General features: G+C 41.6%; 19 protein-coding genes. 6 read left to right on the top strand and 13 right to left on the bottom strand.

Annotated features, from left to right (window positions below; genetic code table 11):
* Positions 1-39 precede the first annotated feature (39 nt).
* A complete protein-coding gene (gene xynC, locus NYE53_RS09850; protein WP_339248417.1) occupies positions 40-1,308 on the top strand; it encodes a glucuronoarabinoxylan endo-1,4-beta-xylanase XynC in 1,269 nt (422 codons plus the stop codon).
* A gap of 242 nt (positions 1,309-1,550) precedes the next feature.
* Here the strand turns inward: xynC and NYE53_RS09845 are convergent, their stop codons facing one another.
* The 3 genes from NYE53_RS09845 to NYE53_RS09835 all read right to left on the bottom strand — a co-directional run bounded on the left by NYE53_RS09845 (position 1,551) and on the right by NYE53_RS09835 (position 5,080).
* Complete coding sequence (locus tag NYE53_RS09845; RefSeq protein ID WP_251188425.1) at positions 1,551-1,814, bottom strand: YnfE family protein; 264 nt, start codon at positions 1,812-1,814, stop codon at positions 1,551-1,553.
* Positions 1,815-1,880: 66 nt separating this feature from the next.
* Complete coding sequence (gene eglS, locus NYE53_RS09840; protein WP_339248415.1) at positions 1,881-3,380, bottom strand: endo-1,4-beta-glucanase EglS; 1,500 nt, start codon at positions 3,378-3,380, stop codon at positions 1,881-1,883.
* Positions 3,381-3,682: 302 nt separating this feature from the next.
* Positions 3,683-5,080 (bottom strand): alanine/glycine:cation symporter family protein, encoded by a 1,398-nt coding sequence (locus NYE53_RS09835; RefSeq protein WP_326213748.1) that lies wholly within the window; start codon positions 5,078-5,080, stop codon positions 3,683-3,685.
* Between the two features lie 509 nt (positions 5,081-5,589).
* On the opposite strand from NYE53_RS09835, the gene NYE53_RS09830 reads away from it, so the two are divergent.
* Together NYE53_RS09830 and NYE53_RS09825 are read left to right on the top strand one after the other, a co-directional pair.
* Positions 5,590-5,943: a hypothetical protein gene (locus NYE53_RS09830; protein WP_014476950.1), complete on the top strand. Its 354-nt coding sequence runs from the start codon at positions 5,590-5,592 to the stop codon at positions 5,941-5,943.
* 25 nt (positions 5,944-5,968) lie between these two features.
* The gene (locus tag NYE53_RS09825; RefSeq protein ID WP_003231548.1) at positions 5,969-6,094 is read left to right on the top strand and encodes a hypothetical protein; all 126 of its coding nucleotides are present in this window, start codon (positions 5,969-5,971) and stop codon (positions 6,092-6,094) included.
* Between the two features lie 45 nt (positions 6,095-6,139).
* Here the strand turns inward: NYE53_RS09825 and parC are convergent, their stop codons facing one another.
* The 3 genes from parC to NYE53_RS09810 all read right to left on the bottom strand — a co-directional run bounded on the left by parC (position 6,140) and on the right by NYE53_RS09810 (position 11,338).
* Positions 6,140-8,560, bottom strand: a complete 2,421-nt coding sequence (parC, locus tag NYE53_RS09820; protein ID WP_014479945.1) for a DNA topoisomerase IV subunit A — start codon at positions 8,558-8,560, stop codon at positions 6,140-6,142.
* A 3-nt stretch (positions 8,561-8,563) separates the two neighbouring features.
* Positions 8,564-10,531 (bottom strand): DNA topoisomerase IV subunit B, encoded by a 1,968-nt coding sequence (parE, locus tag NYE53_RS09815; RefSeq protein ID WP_014479944.1) that lies wholly within the window; start codon positions 10,529-10,531, stop codon positions 8,564-8,566.
* A 399-nt stretch (positions 10,532-10,930) separates the two neighbouring features.
* Entirely contained in the window at positions 10,931-11,338 is a 408-nt protein-coding gene (locus tag NYE53_RS09810) for a CoA-binding protein (RefSeq protein ID WP_003245606.1), read from the bottom strand.
* Between the two features lie 169 nt (positions 11,339-11,507).
* On the opposite strand from NYE53_RS09810, the gene plsY reads away from it, so the two are divergent.
* Together plsY and NYE53_RS09800 are read left to right on the top strand one after the other, a co-directional pair.
* Positions 11,508-12,089, top strand: coding sequence for a glycerol-3-phosphate 1-O-acyltransferase PlsY (plsY, locus tag NYE53_RS09805; protein WP_339248408.1), 582 nt, complete (start codon positions 11,508-11,510; stop codon positions 12,087-12,089).
* 87 nt (positions 12,090-12,176) lie between these two features.
* Positions 12,177-12,464 carry a HesB/YadR/YfhF family protein gene (locus tag NYE53_RS09800; RefSeq protein WP_047182678.1) on the top strand — a complete coding sequence of 96 codons (288 nt, stop codon included), beginning with the start codon at positions 12,177-12,179 and terminating at the stop codon, positions 12,462-12,464.
* A gap of 30 nt (positions 12,465-12,494) precedes the next feature.
* On the opposite strand, the gene NYE53_RS09795 is transcribed toward NYE53_RS09800, so the two are convergent.
* The 7 genes from NYE53_RS09795 to acnA all read right to left on the bottom strand — a co-directional run bounded on the left by NYE53_RS09795 (position 12,495) and on the right by acnA (position 17,342).
* The gene (locus NYE53_RS09795; protein ID WP_024571429.1) at positions 12,495-12,794 is read right to left on the bottom strand and encodes a hypothetical protein; all 300 of its coding nucleotides are present in this window, start codon (positions 12,792-12,794) and stop codon (positions 12,495-12,497) included.
* Positions 12,795-12,809: 15 nt separating this feature from the next.
* A complete protein-coding gene (locus tag NYE53_RS09790; RefSeq protein ID WP_017696516.1) occupies positions 12,810-13,226 on the bottom strand; it encodes a YbgC/FadM family acyl-CoA thioesterase in 417 nt (138 codons plus the stop codon).
* Between the two features lie 84 nt (positions 13,227-13,310).
* Entirely contained in the window at positions 13,311-13,562 is a 252-nt protein-coding gene (gene tlp / locus NYE53_RS09785; RefSeq protein ID WP_003231568.1) for a small acid-soluble spore protein Tlp, read from the bottom strand.
* Positions 13,563-13,598: 36 nt separating this feature from the next.
* Entirely contained in the window at positions 13,599-13,745 is a 147-nt protein-coding gene (gene sspN, locus NYE53_RS09780; protein WP_003231569.1) for an acid-soluble spore protein SspN, read from the bottom strand.
* Between the two features lie 64 nt (positions 13,746-13,809).
* Entirely contained in the window at positions 13,810-13,935 is a 126-nt protein-coding gene (locus NYE53_RS09775) for an FbpB family small basic protein (RefSeq protein ID WP_003244964.1), read from the bottom strand.
* Between the two features lie 80 nt (positions 13,936-14,015).
* Positions 14,016-14,528 carry a redoxin domain-containing protein gene (locus NYE53_RS09770; protein ID WP_339248405.1) on the bottom strand — a complete coding sequence of 171 codons (513 nt, stop codon included), beginning with the start codon at positions 14,526-14,528 and terminating at the stop codon, positions 14,016-14,018.
* An 84-nt stretch (positions 14,529-14,612) separates the two neighbouring features.
* Positions 14,613-17,342, bottom strand: coding sequence for an aconitate hydratase AcnA (acnA, locus tag NYE53_RS09765; protein ID WP_339248403.1), 2,730 nt, complete (start codon positions 17,340-17,342; stop codon positions 14,613-14,615).
* 227 nt (positions 17,343-17,569) lie between these two features.
* Between acnA and sspO the strand changes: the two genes are divergently transcribed.
* The gene (gene sspO / locus NYE53_RS09760) at positions 17,570-17,716 is read left to right on the top strand and encodes an acid-soluble spore protein SspO (protein ID WP_003244839.1); all 147 of its coding nucleotides are present in this window, start codon (positions 17,570-17,572) and stop codon (positions 17,714-17,716) included.
* The last annotated feature ends 9 nt before the right edge of the window (positions 17,717-17,725 follow it).

The raw sequence follows: 17,725 nt of genomic DNA, 5'->3' as shown, positions 1-17,725 counted from the left end.
TTAATACCGTAAAAGACACATTACGAAGGAGAGAAATAAATGATTCCACGCATAAAAAAAACAATTTGTGTACTATTAGTATGTTTCACTATGTTGTCAGTCATGTTAGGGCCAGGCGCTACTGAAGTTTTGGCAGCAAGTGATGTAACAGTTAATGTATCTGCAGAGAAACAAGTGATTCGCGGTTTTGGAGGGATGAATCATCCGGCTTGGACTGGGGATCTTACAGCAGCTCAAAGAGAAACTGCTTTTGGCAATGGACAGAACCAGTTAGGATTTTCAATCTTAAGAATTCATGTAGATGAAAATCGAAATAATTGGTATAAAGAGGTGGAGACTGCAAAGAGTGCGGTCAAACATGGAGCAATCGTTTTTGCTTCTCCTTGGAATCCTCCAAGTGATATGGTTGAGACCTTTAATCGTAATGGTGACACATCGGCTAAACGGCTGAAATACAACAAGTACGCAGCATACGCGCAGCATCTTAACGATTTTGTTACCTTCATGAAGAATAATGGTGTGAATCTTTACGCGATTTCGGTACAAAACGAGCCTGATTACGCTCACGAGTGGACGTGGTGGACGCCGCAAGAAATACTTCGCTTTATGAGAGAAAACGCCGGCTCGATCAATGCCCGCGTCATTGCACCTGAGTCTTTTCAATACTTAAAGAATTTGTCAGACCCGATCTTGAACGATCCGCAGGCTCTTGCCAATATGGATATTCTCGGAACTCACCTGTACGGCACCCAGGTCAGCCAATTCCCTTATCCTCTTTTCAAACAAAAAGGAGCGGGGAAGGACCTTTGGATGACGGAAGTATACTATCCAAACAGTGATAACAACTCGGCGGATCGATGGCCTGAGGCATTGGATGTTTCACAGCATATTCACAATGCGATGGTAGAGGGGGACTTTCAAGCTTATGTATGGTGGTACATCCGAAGATCATATGGACCTATGAAAGAAGATGGTACGATCAGCAAACGCGGCTACAATATGGCTCATTTCTCAAAGTTTGTGCGTCCCGGCTATGTAAGGATTGATGCAACGAAAAACCCTAATGCGAACGTTTACGTGTCAGCCTATAAAGGTGACAACAAGGTCGTTATTGTTGCTATCAATAAAAGCAACACAGGAGTCAACCAAAACTTTGTTTTGCAGAATGGATCTGCTTCAAACGTATCTAGATGGATCACGAGCAGCAGCAGCAATCTACAACCTGGAACGAATCTCACTGTATCAGGCAATCATTTTTGGGCCCATCTTCCAGCTCAAAGCGTGACAACATTTGTTGTAAATCGTTAAGAGCACATAAGGCACACATAATTGGCGATTTTCCGATTGGGAAATCGCTTTTTTATTTTGTTGCTGAATTACAGGAAGAAGAAAGGATGTACATAAAAACAGCAAAGCTTTAATCTTCATCTTTTCTAGTTTACATAATATATATTCTAGGAAGTAAACAAAATAAATAAATTTCTGTCTCAATATAAAAGTATACTTAAGTTAGTGAGACAGAAATTGAAATTTTTCTGCTGAATGACAAATCAAAAAAATGGCGTTGTCAATCCATAATAAACGGCTTCTAAATCCTCCAGCGTCATATCGCCATATGCGCATTTGATAACAGAGTCAGCAAACACATCATAGTCATAATCTGTAGAAAATCCTTGCTGCAGCTGTTTTTCGTAAACTTCGATCTGATCTTTTTGATGCTGGATGTCTTTTTCCTTACCTGGATAGTCCGGACCATTTATCACATTACTCATTTCTTTGTACATCACCATATACTGTTTCAGTATTTCATCCACAACGCAAACCTCCTATTAGATGATAAAAACGGACATCGTTACTGATGTCCGCCAAAAAAAGCTTAACTAATTTGGTTCTGTTCCCCAAATCAGTTTTCCTTGATCATATAATGTGATTTTTTTCGTTGTTTTAAACGTATTTGATTTGAAAAAGGAATAATCGCCGCTTTGTGCATAATTGCACCAGTCATCATTGTGAAGACGAAGCTGAATATTCCCTGTGCTTGCTCCTGGTGCCAGCGTTCCGTTTTTAAACCCAAGTTCCAGATAGGTATCTGCACCTTGCTTTGGTTTATGCAACGTCACAAACTTGTGTGTCATATTGCCGCATCCAAGCTGCGCGTAGTCACAGTCAAAATTTTGGCCTTTGTTTTTCGCGTTATACCAGTAACGGGCAGTGACATCTTTTAAATCAACCGTGGTATTGCCGTTATTTTTTATTTGAAGCTGCGGACTGATTTGGTTGCTGTTCATACCCCCATCCCCTGCTCTGTATTGTACAGAAATACCGTTTTCCTGTGTGGGTTTATCTTGTGTTGGCTTTTCAGGAATGTCCTTCGTCGAATCTTTGGTGCCGAGAATGTTTTCTCTAACGAATGTTCCTGAAGCAGATAAATCTGACAACCGCCAGCCGCCTGTTTTAGATGCCCCCGGCTTTAAAGCTGAGGATGATTCCTGCTTATCAGAAAGATTCCAGTTCACCCAGCTAATGGTCTTGCTATCGAGATATTTCAGCCATTCCCGCGATTGATCAAGGAATACACCGCCATTTCCGGAAGCATCACTTGTCCCCCATTCTGTCACAAAAATAGGCGCTCCTTTGCTGAGTGCATAGTTTGCTTTATCCCGTAAAAACTGGCCGTGTGTGCCGGCGTAAAAATGAAGTGCGTACATAACGTTTGCATCTTTTAGCTGGTCATCGGCAGCATCATTTACATCCTGGCTCCATGTACCGGTTCCGACAATGATAATGTTGTCTGGATCATTTTTGCGGATAACGGAAATCACTTCTTCCGCATACGGTTTAATATCACGCTTCCAGTTCACATCACCGTTTGGTTCGTTTGCAATTTCATAAATGACGTTTGGCGTGTTTCCGTAAAGACTTGACATTTCCTTGAAAAATTCTTTTGCCTTCTCTTTATTTTGGTTTGGATTACCGTCATTTAAGATATGCCAGTCAATGATGACATATATCCCAAGCTCTTTTGCCGCTTCAACCGCTTCTTTTACTTTATTTTTCACGGACGGGTTGTCAATATAACCGCCATCTGCCGTATACATCGCTGCACGGAAAACGGTGATACCCCAATCGTCCCTCAGCCATTTTAAGCTGTCTTTATTGACATATTCTCCATACCATTGCAATCCGTGTGAACTGATCCCCTTCAGCTGTACCGCTTTACCGTCTCGGTTAACGAGCTGTGTACCTTTTATGCTAAGCTGGCCATTCTTGGCTACTGGCGTTTTTGTCCCTGCTGCTGATGCCGGCGAAGCCATCATGCCGCCCATTGTCAATAACGTAATCAATAAACACGTAATAAAAATCGAGATTGACCGTTTCATATCTGATCTTTTCCTCCTTCGCATCATTTTGGCTCTTCACTTCTTATGAGCATGAACTCATTGTAAAAATCTTTCTCATGATTGTCTATCAACCTAATTTCTTGTTTTTGGGAGGTTTAAAAGCCTGTCAATTTGCTCTATCTCTATTGAATAAGATACACATGACACATATAGAACAAAGAAAACCGGACTGAGTTGGGACTTTACACGTCATTTTTCAATCGAGTCGAAAAATTAAATTTATTTCCAATAATGAAAAAGCTGCATTCAACAATTGAATGCAGCTTTGTTTTATATTTATATTATGCTTCTTGTTTCTCATCTTCCCATGTTTCAGCGTTTTTCAGCCCTGGGATGTTTTTCGCTTTAAACACAGGATCAAGTCCTTGCTTACGCTGTTTCGCGTAATCTTTATACACTTTGTAAGCAACGTTTGACAGCAGCGTAATCACAATTAAGTTGATCAGCGCCATGATACCCATAAAGAGGTCCGCCATATCCCAAACGATTTGGAAGCCTGATAAAGATCCATACACAACCATAGCAATAACCGCAATCCGGTATATATTCAACCATGTTTTGCTTGTTTTAATAAATTCAATATTTGTCTCACCATAATAATAGTTGCCGACAACTGAACTGAATGCAAACAAGAACATTGCGACTGCGATGAAAGTCGGCGCCCAGCCTCCAATATGATGATTAAGGGCAGCCTGTGTGACTTGGATACCATCGCCTTTTGGTGTTACACTATACAGCAAAATGATAAATGCTGTGGACGTACATACGATAAATGTATCGAAAAATACGCCTAATGTTTGAATAAATCCTTGCTTAGCCGGATGGGATACATGAGCTGTTGCAGCCGCATTTGGAGCGCTTCCCATCCCTGCTTCGTTTGAGAAAAGTCCGCGCTGCGCACCGATAACGATGATGCCGCCAATTCCGCCGCCGACAACTTGTTCAAAACCTAAAGCGTTTTTAACAATTGTAGCGATAACACCAGGGAAAGCCGTAATATTTGTGATCACAACAAATAAAGCGATAAGGATATAAATGCCTGCCATAACCGGCACAATTAACTGTGAAACAGCGACAACACGTTTTAAACCGCCGAAAATGATAAACGCAGTTAAAACCGCCAGAACTATGGCTACAACTATTTTATTCACATGGAATGCGCCATCCAATGCTCCAGCAATTGTATTTGTTTGAACAGCGTTAAAAATCAAGCCGAATGAGACAGTAATTAAGACAGCAAAAATAATGCCAAGCCATCTGGCACCAAGACCCTTTTGAATATAGTAGGCCGGCCCTCCGCGGAAATCCTCCCCGTCTCTCACCTTATAAAGCTGCGCTAACGTACTCTCAACAAAGCTTGAAGCCATACCTACTGCAGCCACTACCCACATCCAAAATACAGCGCCTGGTCCGCCTGTCGCAATTGCTAAGGCTACACCAGTCAAATTCCCTGTGCCGACTCGGGATGCGGCCGAAATAAAGAATGCCTGCATAGATGAAACACCTTTATTTCCTTCCGGCTTCTCCCCTACTATTCTGAACATTTCAATAAAATAACGGAATTGGATAAAACCAAAACGTATGGTAAAAAATAATCCAAGCCCTATTAAAATATAAAATAGGTATTTCCAGATGAAATCACTTGGAATATTAATCAAACTATTGAAAAAAGACTCCATATTTACCTCCCGTTTTCATCAATTCAACACGAATTCGATTTTGATGTTAGATTTTTTAACATAACGAGTTTTATTATATCACAATATGACGAATTAGGAAGTTTTTTCGAGAAGAATATTGTCATATCCAGATGTTACTCTGTTGATCCCTTCTCTATTATTTTCCTACGAATAAAAACATTCCTTGCAAGCTGGCATTTAATTAAGAGTGCCCTATTAACAATGTAATGATTTCTTCCCATTCTCTTGCCTTCCCTATGATTTAGCTCTTAAATAAAGTAATAAACCCTAAACAACAAACATATCATTTAAAATATGTTTTTATTCACACCATAAACCGGGTATACATATGCTAATAAAAGAAGTTTTCTCTTTCAAAAATAAGCAAAAAGATATATACTTAACAAGGTTAAATTTATTTTTAAATTTAATAAATCAGGTTTACTTTTAGGATGGATTGGGGTATTATTATAAAAATATTCAGTAATATTAAAGGAGGGGGAGATCATTTGAAAAAAGTAACGATATTGAAAGCATCCATCTTATTCTTGGCGATTGCCAGTTTTCATTTGCTCTCAATTCCCCACGCCTTTGATATCGGCCATCATTATAAAGCCGTAGCCGACCAGCAGGAAATGCATGAAATGAAAGCCGGCCAAAATGCTGATGATGAGAAGAAATCCATCACAGGGGCATTTACGCTGACCGCTTTATGGGCAATGGCTGTTCTGCTGCTGACCGCTGAAAGCAAAAGTACGGGATATTCCCGCAGACGTCAGCGGAAAAAAAGCTTTATACTGGCCAAATTTTATCAATCGTCTTATTTCGGCAAACTTCATGTTCAACATCACCCGATTATGTAACGAAAATATGAGGAGGCTGTTTAACATGTTGTTTATCTTAAGAATGGTGATTTTAGGCTTATTTTCTTTCACAGCGCTGAATTTATTTGTATGGCAGGGGATTGAAGTCATTCATGCTGTAACAGATCTATTCACCAACCATGAAAGCTGATAAAAAATAACGAAACCCGCTCGTATAGTATGAGCGGGTTTTTTATTATTGTTCTGTATGAAGGCGCCAAACAGCTGTAACCTTGCCTGATTCCTCTTCATCAAAAAAGAAAGAGCCATTGCTGTATCTGTCGTTTGTCCGCAACTCTTTTGCCTGCAGTTCTTTTCTGTCGCCTTTTTCTGTTTCTGCCATTAGTCGCTGTTCAAGACCGCAAGCGAACAGTGCTACAACACGGTGAGGATTCTTTTTCAGTTCCCTTAGCATTACGACACCGCGTTTTGCACGGGATGTCTTCTCGAACTCAGAAAGACTCATGCGTTTTACCGCTCCCCGCTGTGTGAACAAGACAATTGAATCAGATTGCTGAAGGATCTCACCAGAGACAACAAAGTCATCCTCTTTTAAGTTAATCCCTTTGACACCTGCCGCACGCGCGCCAACTACATTCACTTCGTCTTCTCCAAACCATAGGCCGTACCCTAAGTGAGTGGCCATAAAGATCTGGCTTTCCCCATTTGTTACATGTACATCGATCAGTTCATCTTCACCCTTCAGATTTAAGGCTACAAGTGCCTTAGAATAACGCTGTGCTTTATAATGGGTAAGCTCTGTCTTTTTCACCATCCCGTTTTTCGTAAAGAATAGAAGATATGCCGACGGATCAAATTCTTTTATCGGTATGGCCTTTACAATCGTTTCATCACGGTCAATAGTGATCAGATTTGAAAAATGCTGGCCCATGTCCTTCCACCTGATATCAGGCAGCTGGTGAACAGGACAATAGATATAGCTTCCTTTGTTCGTAAAGAGCAGCAGCACGTCAGTCGTATTCATTTCAAACTGATGCAGCATCCTGTCCGTATCTTTCATTCCGAAATCCTGACCGTTGGAAGCGGCAAATGAGCGCTGGCTCGTCCGTTTTAGGTAACCATCCTTCGTAACAGTTACATATACATCCTCAGATGCAACCATGACCTCGAGATTGATTTTAATTTCTTCAATTTTTTCTTCAATCACGGAGCGTCTCGTATCTGCATATTTCTTTTTCAGTGCTTTTAAGCTGTTTGTAATCACTTTTAGCAGTTTTTTATCATTGCTCAGAATAGATTCGAGCTCTTCAATTTTTTTACCGAGCTCTTCTGCCTCTTCCTTAAGCGCTGTGATATCTGTATTGGTTAAACGATATAGCTGCAATGACACGATGGCTTCAGCCTGAGGCTCTGTAAATTCATATTTGGCGATCAAATTGTTTTTAGCGTCACGTTTATCGCTAGAAGAACGGATTGTTGCAATCACTTCATCCAAAATAGACAAAGCTTTCATGAGCCCTTCTACGATATGATGTCTGTCTTTTGCTTTTTGAAGCTCGTAAACGGACCGGTTTGTGACAACTTCCTTTTGGTGTCCGATATATGCATCCAAAATAGACGGCAGGCTCATCAGCATCGGACGGCGGTTATGGATAGCCACCATATTGAAGTTATATGTGATCTGCAAATCAGTATTTTTGTATAAGAAATTCAAAATGCCTTTGGCATCAGCTTCTTTTTTCAGTTCAATGACCACTCTCAGCCCTGTTCGATCCGTTTCATCACGAACCTCTGAGATGCCTTCAACCTTTTTATCAATACGGAACTCGTCCATTTTTTTTACAAGGTTTGCTTTATTTACTTCAAATGGAATTTCAGTAATGACAATTTGTTCTCGTCCGCCTCTGATTGTTTCAATTTCAGCCTTTCCGCGGATAATGATTTTTCCTTTTCCGGTTTCGTAAGCTTTTCTTATCCCGTCAACGCCCTGAATAATACCGCCTGTCGGAAAATCAGGCCCTTTAATGACTTCCATAAGTTCATCAACAGAGCAAGATGGCATTTGAATACGCTTAATGACAGCATCAATGACTTCTCCCAGATGATGAGGGGGAATGTCGGTCGCGTATCCTGCTGAAATCCCGGTAGATCCGTTGACCAATAGGTTAGGAAACATCGCCGGGAGTACGACAGGCTCCTTGCTTGTATCATCAAAGTTCGGCACAAATTCAACCGTGTTTTTGTCAATATCCCGAAGAAGCTCAGATGCAATCGGAGATAATCGTGCCTCTGTATAACGCATGGCTGCCGGGGGATCTCCGTCGATGCTTCCATTGTTTCCATGCATTTCGATTAACACATTACGAACTTTCCAATCCTGGCTCATCCGTACCATTGCTTCATAAACCGAGCTGTCACCGTGCGGATGATAGTTACCGATGACGTTACCGACCGTTTTGGCCGCTTTTCTGAAGTTTTTATCAAACGTGTTTCCATCTGTATGCATTGCATACAGAATTCTGCGCTGTACCGGCTTTAAGCCGTCTCTCGCATCGGGCAGCGCCCTGTCTTGAATAATATATTTACTGTAGCGTCCAAAACGGTCGCCGATCACCTCTTCTAATGGTAAATCATGAAATAATTCTGGCTGTGACAATCATTAAACCTCCTCAGCGACCGATAAGTTTTCATTTTCTAAAATATTGCTTTCTTCATCTAAGCCGAAAGCGACGTTTTTCTCAATCCACTTTCTGCGCGGCTCTACTTTGTCTCCCATTAGCGTCGTTACACGTCTCTCTACACGTGCCGCATCGTCAATTTTGACCCTAACAAGTGTGCGGGACTCAGGATTCATCGTCGTTTCCCACAGCTGGTCTGCGTTCATCTCTCCAAGACCCTTATATCGTTGAATGGTATAGCCTTTGCCGACTTTTTTCAGGACATCACCCATCTCTTCATCAGACCATGCATATTCAATGATTTCCTTTTTCCCGCTTCCTTTACTGACCTTATATAAAGGTGGCAGTGCAATGAACACCTTGCCATGCTCAATGAGCGGTTTCATATAGCGATAGAAAAAGGTAAGAAGCAGCACTTGAATATGGGCGCCGTCAGTATCGGCATCGGTCATAATGATGATTTTGTCGTAGTTGATGTCATCGATTGAGAAATCTGCTCCGACTCCCCCGCCGATCGCATGAATGATCGTATTGATCTCTTCATTTTTAAAGATATCAGCAAGCTTAGCTTTTTCTGTATTAATGACTTTACCGCGTAAAGGCAGAACCGCTTGGAATCTGCGGTCTCTTCCCTGTTTGGCTGACCCGCCTGCTGAATCTCCCTCAACGAGATACAATTCATTTTTTGCCGGGTTTCTTGAACCCGCAGGCGTCAGCTTTCCGCTTAAAGTCGCTTCTGATTTTTTTCGTTTTTTGCCGCTTCTTGCTTCTTCACGGGCTTTGCGTGCCGCTTCGCGCGCCTGACTCGCCTTGATTGCTTTTTTGACAAGAAGCGTTGCGGTGTCCCGATTTTCCTCTAAAAAGTAAGCAAGCTGCTCTGAAACAATCGCATCAACCGCTGATCTTGCTTCACTGGTACCGAGCTTTCCTTTTGTTTGTCCCTCAAATTGAAGAAGCTCCTCAGGAATGCGGACAGAAATAATGGCTGAAAGCCCTTCCCTTATATCGGTGCCTTCAAGGTTCTTATCCTTTTCTTTCAGCAAAGCCACTTTTCGCGCATATTCATTAAAAGCACGCGTCATCGCAGTTTTTGCACCTGACTCATGCGTCCCGCCGTCTTTTGTTCTGACATTGTTGACAAACGACAAAATATTTTCAGAATAACCATCGTTAAACTGGAACGCAAAGTCCACTTCTATAGAATGATGCTCACCCTCAAACGAGACCACTTCAGACAAGACGTCTTTTTCTTCATTTAAATAAGCAACAAACGCTTCTATGCCGTTTTCATAATAAAAGACCTCATGCTGGTCATTGCGTTCATCAATCAGCTCAATTTTCAGTCCTTTTAACAAAAACGCAGACTCTCTTAAGCGCTCAGAGAGCGTTTCAAAATTATAAGTGGTTGTGCTGAACATCGTTGGATCTGGCTTAAAGTGTGTAAGAGTTCCCGTCTTTTTTGTTTTGCCGATCTTTTCGAGAGATGTAACCGGTTTTCCTCCATTTTCAAATCGCTGCTGATAGACAAAACCGTCCCGCTCAATGGTAACCGTCAGCCATTCAGATAAAGCATTCACGACTGATGCACCAACTCCGTGGAGCCCGCCGCTTGTCTTATAGCCGCCTTGGCCGAATTTTCCTCCGGCATGAAGCACCGTTAAAATCACTTCAGGGGTTGGTTTGCCGAGCTTATGCATTCCGGTCGGCATGCCGCGGCCTCTATCCTGTACAGAAATACTATTGTCTTTATGTATTTTGACGATTATGTGATCTCCATGGCCGGCAAGCACCTCGTCGACAGAGTTATCTACAATTTCATAAACCAAGTGGTGCAAACCCCGCGCGTCAGTGGAGCCAATATACATACCCGGCCTTTTCCTGACAGCCTCAAGGCCTTCGAGCACCTGTATGGCATCTTCGTTGTAATCAAATTGCTGTTTTCTAGCCAAACGTACAAACCCCTTTCAAAAACTAACATTGTCTTTCTCTTTTTCAGTGTTACACATCATTTGTATATAAGATATTTTTTATAAACCTCGCCTCGAGCCAGTACTGCCTTGGACTCTTCATTATAACCAATATGTTTGCAATCGCAACATAGAGCTAACGAATCAGTTCTTCTCAAAACATCGGCTAGTGCTGTTTTTACACTATGAGAACGTATGTTTGTTTATTATATATAAAGCAGCAGACCTTCGCAAATCGAACGGCCGAAACCCAGCTGGACAAGGTATTCAAAAAAAGCTGTTCAAGCTTTATTGTATCTGTTTCACCGTAATACGCAAACAATATCTTAAAATTAAAAAGCAAAAATCCTTGAATTTACAAGGATTTTTGCAGTTCTGCACCTATTTTGTTACAGCGTGTGCCACTTTTATGCACAGATCCATGATAACCGTTCTGCCTTTTTCTTTTAGCATCTGGTATGCTTCCTCATTAACTAGCCCTTGCTGTGCCCAAAATACTGGCGCATCTGTCTCTAAAAACTCTTCCGCCACTCCGGGAAGCTGTTCTGAGCGCCTGAATACATTGACGATGTCAATCGGACCATCAATCTCTTTTAAAGATGAAACGGCTTTGACACCTAGCGCCTCATCAATTGTCGGGTTCACAGGGATAATTTCATAACCTGCGTCCTGCATTGCTTTTGAAACCATATGTGATGTTCTATCCGGACGGTCTGAAAGCCCTACTACCGCTATACGTTTGCTTCTTTGAAGAATCTCTTTAATTTCCGCTTTAGAAGGGTTTTGCATCGTGTGTCACTCCTTTTTCACTTATTTTACACGATCAAAACAGGAGAAATCAAAATATGATGCATGTTTGATTGGATTTGTAAGCAAACTTTACAAAAAAACTTATCATCAGATCATGACATCTCATGTTAAAATAAAAAGAAGGGAATTTGAAAAAGGAGAAATGTAGATGTTAATTGCTTTATTGATTATTTTGGCCTACTTGATAGGCAGCATTCCATCTGGCTTAATTGTGGGCAAGCTTGCCAAGGGAATTGATATTCGGGAGCACGGAAGCGGCAACTTAGGCGCTACCAATGCATTCCGTACATTAGGTGTAAAAGCTGGTTCGGTCGTCATAGCCGGAGATATTTTGAAAGGGACACTGGCAACTGCATTGCCTTTTCTCATGCATGTTGATATTCACCCGCTTCTTGCAGGAGTCTTTGCGGTTTTAGGCCACGTGTTTCCCATCTTCGCCAAATTTAAAGGCGGTAAAGCCGTGGCGACATCAGGAGGCGTTTTGCTGTTTTACGCACCCCTGTTATTTGTCACGATGGTTGCGGTATTCTTCATCTTTTTATACCTGACTAAATTTGTTTCTCTCTCATCGATGTTAACAGGGATCTATACTGTTATATATAGCTTCTTTGTCCATGATACGTATTTATTGATTGTCGTTACCCTGCTCACTATTTTTGTGATATACAGACACCGAGCGAACATTAAACGAATTATCAATAAAACAGAACCTAAAGTAAAATGGCTATAAGCTTAAAAAACTTCTCTTTTGACACAGAATAGCCTAATACGTTTATAATAGAGAAAATTCAAATGAAGAACAAAGGGGTGTTCTGTTATGAATATGACAATTAACGAAGACGCATTGAACTGGTATAAAGAAGAACTCGATTTGGAAAGCGGAGACCAGGTTCGCTTTTTCGTCCGCTATGGAGGCTGCAGCAACGTTCAAAAGGGTTTTTCTCTCGGTGTAGCGAAAGATGCCCCACAAGAGGCTGGAGTCACTGCAGAAGCTGACGGCATTACCTTCTTTATTGAAGAAAGTGATTTATGGTACTTTGATAACCACGACCTTCTCGTCAGCTATTCAAAAGACGCTAATGAACCGGTTTTTGAATACCAATAAAAAAGAACGCACATCATGTGCGTTCTTTTTTTACAAATGAAATCGTATAAGATGATCGGTTAGGTTTTCTTGTTCTAAAATATATTTTTGTGTTTCACCCAGCAGATCGAAGTGAGGAAATTCACTTTTCTTATGGATCCATTCTTTTTTTAACCCGTACGCCGCTCCCCACTGAACCAGCTTATCAATGTCTGCACAGCCGGCTTTTGTCACAGTCCTTGCTTCTGGAAATCGGTCATCCAGCCAGTAATGTGTTAAAAATGCGATTTCTCCTCTTTTCACTGCTTGTTTCCACCGGTTAAGTTCCTCCCGTTTCACACCAAACGCCATATCCCGTTCACTTCCCTATTTTTTGGCCTTTTCATATGCTGTGTGCCAATCAGGAAAAGCTTTGCGGAATTGAATTGGCTTAAAGCTTTCTTTATCCACACAAATATGAGATGAAGTGGCTTTGATGGAAAGCTCACCGGCCGGATTATAAATGTGATAACCATAGACGGTTTTAAAGCCGTTATATTCCTCTATCCATGTATGTACAACCGCGGTTTCTCCGTAATGAAGCGGCTTTTTATAGGAAATGTTGATATCAACGACTGGGGACAGAACGCCTCTTTTTTCCATATCACTATATAAAAAGCCTAAGTCCTTAATTAAGGCCGTTCTGCCGACCTCCATCCACACAAGATAATTTGCGTGATAGACAATCCCCATTTGATCTGTTTCTGCATAACGCACTTCTATTTCTTTTTTTGATACATGCAAGATTACTCTGCTCCCTTAACGTCAATTTAGCCCCATTTTACCATAACCAAATCAGAAAGAAAAAAACCAGGTTTCCCTGGTTTTTTAAGAACGGTATCCGTTCTGTCTCGCTGCAGATTCGTCCTGTATTTCATTACGAAACGCTTCAATGCTCTGTTCGCGTCTTGCATTTTTTTCTTTGATACGCTGTTTATCTTCTCCTGAAGCAAACTCCATTGATGCTTCTGCTTCTTCTATATTTTCAATTGTATTTTGAACCATATCCTGCAATTTTTCCACATTGTCAGAGCGATCATCAGGATTAGGCTGCTGATATTGATTTTGGTTCTTTGTCATTCGGATGTACCTCCTAGAAATAAACTCGATTTTTCGCTACTCGCCTTTTGTCTGCATGATGATCGGCCGCTGACCTGAAGTATCATGCATTTTTTCCCCTTTATTGGCTTTATATTTTACAGGCTTTGTACCCAAGTGGCTTGGAGCATATTGAGGCTGACCGTTTTTCTTGTTGTTTCCCATGTTTATCCCTCCTCAACAGATAGGTTTCTCAAAAGGAGGGGTAAACATGAATACAAATTAAAGGTTATTTTTGCTTAAATCGCTGTTCAAGCTTTTCCTCAAGCTGATTTAAATACTCTGTATTGGTCATCAGCTCTTTTTTGTTTTCCATGACGAGCTCATGAAAAGAACGTTTTCTCATCTTCTTCACGCTTCTCACCTCCGCATATTCTTTTATTTTTTCCAATTCTGAAAACTTGTAAGCATATCTGAGCATAAAAAAAACTGAATCTAATCAAGATCCAGTTTTCGTTCCATTTCTTTTTTTGTCATGGTGCCAACGTGTATGTCTTGGATAACACCTTTTTCATCTAAGATATATGTCGTTGGATATGACATCACGTTATAGTCAGCATTGATCCCTTTTTTATCAATCAGAATGGGGAACGTTAAATCATACGTATCAGCAAACGCTCGGACCTGTTTCTCACTTTTCTCAGCTGAAGTGAAATTTACCGCAACAACCGCAAGTTTGTCGGCGTACTCTTTTTGCAGCTTTTCCATCGCAGGCATTTCCTGACGGCACGGCTTACACCAAGTTGCCCAAAAATTGAGCAGCACTTTTTTGCCTTTTGCATCCTGTAAAGAGCTTTTCTCTCCTGACAGCGTTTTCAAAGTAAAATCAGGTGCTTGTTTCCCCTCTTGAATTCCGACTTCTTTTTTGCTGTATGTTTGATATAAATTCCATCCCGTATAACCGGCAAGCATGATAAGCAGAATCCCTGCGAACCATTTTTTCAGCATATGCCACCTCCGCAGCACATTGTGTCATAAATTGTGTCATAAAAAGAAGAGAAAGCGAAATGCCTTCTCTTCCTATTGTATTCATCAGGACTGCTTCATTTTTTCACGAAGCACCATTTGAAGGATGCCGCCATGGCGGTAGTAATCAATTTCAACTTCACTATCAAAGCGGACGACTGCTTCAAAAGTTGTTACATTGCCGTCTTCATTGATTGCTCTTACAGTCACAAGGTCACGAGGACGAACTGTTTCATCAACATCTACCTCGATGACTTCTTTACCCGTTAAGCCGAGTGTATCCGCATTTTCACCTTGTTTAAACTGAAGCGGCAGCACACCCATGAATACAAGGTTGCTCCTGTGAATTCTTTCGAAGCTCTCTGCAATGACCGTTCTGATGCCGAGAAGGTTTGTTCCTTTTGCAGCCCAGTCACGTGAAGATCCCATACCATAGTCTTTTCCTGCTAATACGACAAGACCAGTTTTATCTTCTTTGTATTTCATGCACGCATCATAGATGGATGTTACTTCACCAGTCGGCCAGTACGTCGTAAATCCACCCTCTGTACCCGGTGCAATTTGGTTTTTGATGCGAATGTTTGCAAATGTTCCTCTCATCATGACTTCATGGTTTCCGCGGCGGGAACCGTAGGAGTTAAAGTCACGAGGAGAAACACCTTTTTCTTGCAAGTACTTTCCGGCAGGCGTATCTTTTCCGATTGCCCCCGCAGGAGAAATATGGTCAGTTGTGACTGAATCGCCGAATTTACCGACAACACGCAAACCTTTTAATGGTTCAACCTTGCCTGGCTCAACAGACATTTCTTCGAAGAATGGCGGATTTTGAATGTAAGTTGACTCGCTATCCCATTTATATAAAGCTTCATCTGTTGTTTCAATTTCGTTCCAGCGCTTGTTGTCATCAAATACTGTTTCATACTCTTTGCGGAATAGCTCTGGCGTAACAGTTTGCTTAACAAGTGCATTGATTTCGTCCATTGACGGCCAAATATCATTAAAGTATACGTTTTGACCATCCTTGCCCACACCGATTGGATCAGTTTTCAAGTTAATGTTTACCGTTCCAGCCAGCGCATATGCCACAACAAGCGGCGGTGAAGCAAGATAGTTGCCTTTAACAAGCGGGTGAATACGTCCTTCAAAGTTACGGTTTCCGGAAAGGACAGACGTAATCAGAAGATCATTTTTCGCAACCGCTTCTTCGATTTCCGGTGAAAGCGGACCTGAGTTCCCGATACATGTTGTACAGCCGTACCCAACGAGGTTAAAGCCAAGCTCTTTCATGTATGGAAGAAGGCCTGAATTCACAAGATATCCTGTAACAACTTTAGAACCCGGTGCAAGTGACGTTTTCACGTAATTAGGCACCTTAAGCCCTAACTCAACCGCTTTTTTCGCTACCAGTCCGGCGCCGATCAGAACGTATGGGTTTGATGTATTTGTACAGCTTGTAATCGCAGCAATGGCGATCGCACCCGTTTTCATAACTGTTTCTTCACCGTTAAGGAGTTTAAACTTAATTTCTTTATTTTCTTCCTCAGCATTTAAACCGAATCCTTGGTTACCTGCAGGGCTGACTAAGTGCTTTTTAAACGTTTCCTGCATAGCAGATAACGGGATCAAATCCTGAGGACGCTTTGGACCCGATAAGTTTGCTTCAATTTGAGACAGGTCAATTTCAACCACATCAGTAAATTGAGGGTCTTCCGCATCAGGAGTGTAGAACAAGCCATTGCTTCTGCAGTATGCTTCAACAACATCAATATGTTCAGGATCACGGCCAGTCAGGCGCAGGTAGTTAAGCGCTTCTTCATCTACTGGGAAGAATCCGCATGTAGCACCGTATTCCGGAGCCATATTCGCAATTGTTGCGCGGTCTGCGAGCGGCAGTTCAGCAACTCCTGGCCCGAAGAATTCAACAAATTTACCGACAACGCCTTTTTCGCGCAGCACTTGTGTTACTTTTAACGCCAAGTCAGTAGCTGTTGTTCCGTTTGGAAGCTTGCCGACAAGTTTCGCGCCGATTACCTCTGGAACTGGGAAGTAAGAAGGCTGTCCAAGCATTCCCGCTTCAGCTTCAATTCCACCGACACCCCAGCCGAGAACACCGATACCGTTAATCATTGTTGTGTGTGAGTCTGTTCCGACAAGCGTATCAGGATACGTTACAAGCTCGCCGTCTTCTTCAATGGCATGGACAACACTTGCCAAGAACTCAAGGTTGACCTGGTGCACAATACCTGTTGCAGGCGGCACTGCCTGATAATTGTTAAACGCTTTCTTTGCCCAGCTTAAAAATTTGTAGCGCTCTGCATTTCTTTCGAATTCCAAGTCCATATTTACTGCTAATGCATCTTCTGTACCCGCTTTATCTACCTGTACAGAGTGGTCGATAACGAGATCAACAGGAATTTCAGGGTTGATTTTATCAGGATCTCCGCCGACAGCTGCCATTGCTTTACGCAGTGAAGCCAGATCTACTACTGCCGGAACCCCTGTGAAGTCTTGTAAAATAACACGAGACGGTTTGAACGGAACGTCGATATCCTTTAATTCGGCAGTTCCCCATTTTGCCAAATTTTCCACGTGTTCTTTTTTGATAACGAAGCCGTCAACTTGACGCAATACGGATTCTAAAAGAACTTTGATGGAATAAGGAAGCTTCGAAACCTTTCCTATACCTGAATCTTCTAACGCTTTTAAAGAGTAGTAATGATATGTTTTCCCATTTGTAGTAAACGTTTTTCTCGCTTGGAAAACGTCTTTTGCTGCAGTTTTTTGCTCGTTTGCCATTCTCCAAAATCCCCCTTCAGATCAGATCATTCTCAGATGAACATTACATTCCATCACAATTTTCTCACAATTTCATATTAAAACAAAATCATACATAAGTAAATATCAATGTTTTTATTAAATACAATAAGTTCGACTTATGAGAAAAATGTACCGGTAATTTTTACTGTTTACGCTCTCTCATATAACACAATAAAAGGAGCCATATTATGATTGAGGTGATAATGATGGTCAAAAGAAAAGCGAATCACGTCATTAACGGAATGAATGACGCAAAAAGCCAAGGCAAAGGCGCCGGCTATATTGAAAACGACCAGCTTGTACTGACTGAAGCAGAACGCCAAAATAACAAAAAAAGAAAAACCAATCAATAACACCGAACT

It is taken from the genome of Bacillus sp. FSL R5-0523 (genome assembly GCF_037975295.1).
Taxonomy (GTDB): Bacteria; Bacillota; Bacilli; order Bacillales; family Bacillaceae; genus Bacillus; species Bacillus subtilis.
Note: the sequence above shows the minus strand (reverse complement) of the source record. Positions and strands in the feature narration are given on the sequence as shown.

Coding starts and splice junctions, on each gene's coding strand:
- xynC (WP_339248417.1), top strand. CDS start 40: ATGATTCCACGCATAAAAAAAACAATTTGTGTACTATTAGTATGTTTC.
- sspN (WP_003231569.1), bottom strand. CDS start 13,745: ATGGGAAACAACAAGAAAAACGGTCAGCCTCAATATGCTCCAAGCCAC.
- NYE53_RS09770 (WP_339248405.1), bottom strand. CDS start 14,528: ATGCTGAAAAAATGGTTCGCAGGGATTCTGCTTATCATGCTTGCCGGT.
- eglS (WP_339248415.1), bottom strand. CDS start 3,380: ATGAAACGGTCAATCTCGATTTTTATTACGTGTTTATTGATTACGTTA.
- NYE53_RS09825 (WP_003231548.1), top strand. CDS start 5,969: ATGTTGTTTATCTTAAGAATGGTGATTTTAGGCTTATTTTCTTTCACA.
- acnA (WP_339248403.1), bottom strand. CDS start 17,342: ATGGCAAACGAGCAAAAAACTGCAGCAAAAGACGTTTTCCAAGCGAGA.
- plsY (WP_339248408.1), top strand. CDS start 11,508: ATGTTAATTGCTTTATTGATTATTTTGGCCTACTTGATAGGCAGCATT.
- tlp (WP_003231568.1), bottom strand. CDS start 13,562: ATGACAAAGAACCAAAATCAATATCAGCAGCCTAATCCTGATGATCGC.
- NYE53_RS09835 (WP_326213748.1), bottom strand. CDS start 5,080: ATGGAGTCTTTTTTCAATAGTTTGATTAATATTCCAAGTGATTTCATC.
- NYE53_RS09800 (WP_047182678.1), top strand. CDS start 12,177: ATGAATATGACAATTAACGAAGACGCATTGAACTGGTATAAAGAAGAA.
- NYE53_RS09795 (WP_024571429.1), bottom strand. CDS start 12,794: ATGGCGTTTGGTGTGAAACGGGAGGAACTTAACCGGTGGAAACAAGCA.
- NYE53_RS09810 (WP_003245606.1), bottom strand. CDS start 11,338: ATGCAAAACCCTTCTAAAGCGGAAATTAAAGAGATTCTTCAAAGAAGC.
- sspO (WP_003244839.1), top strand. CDS start 17,570: ATGGTCAAAAGAAAAGCGAATCACGTCATTAACGGAATGAATGACGCA.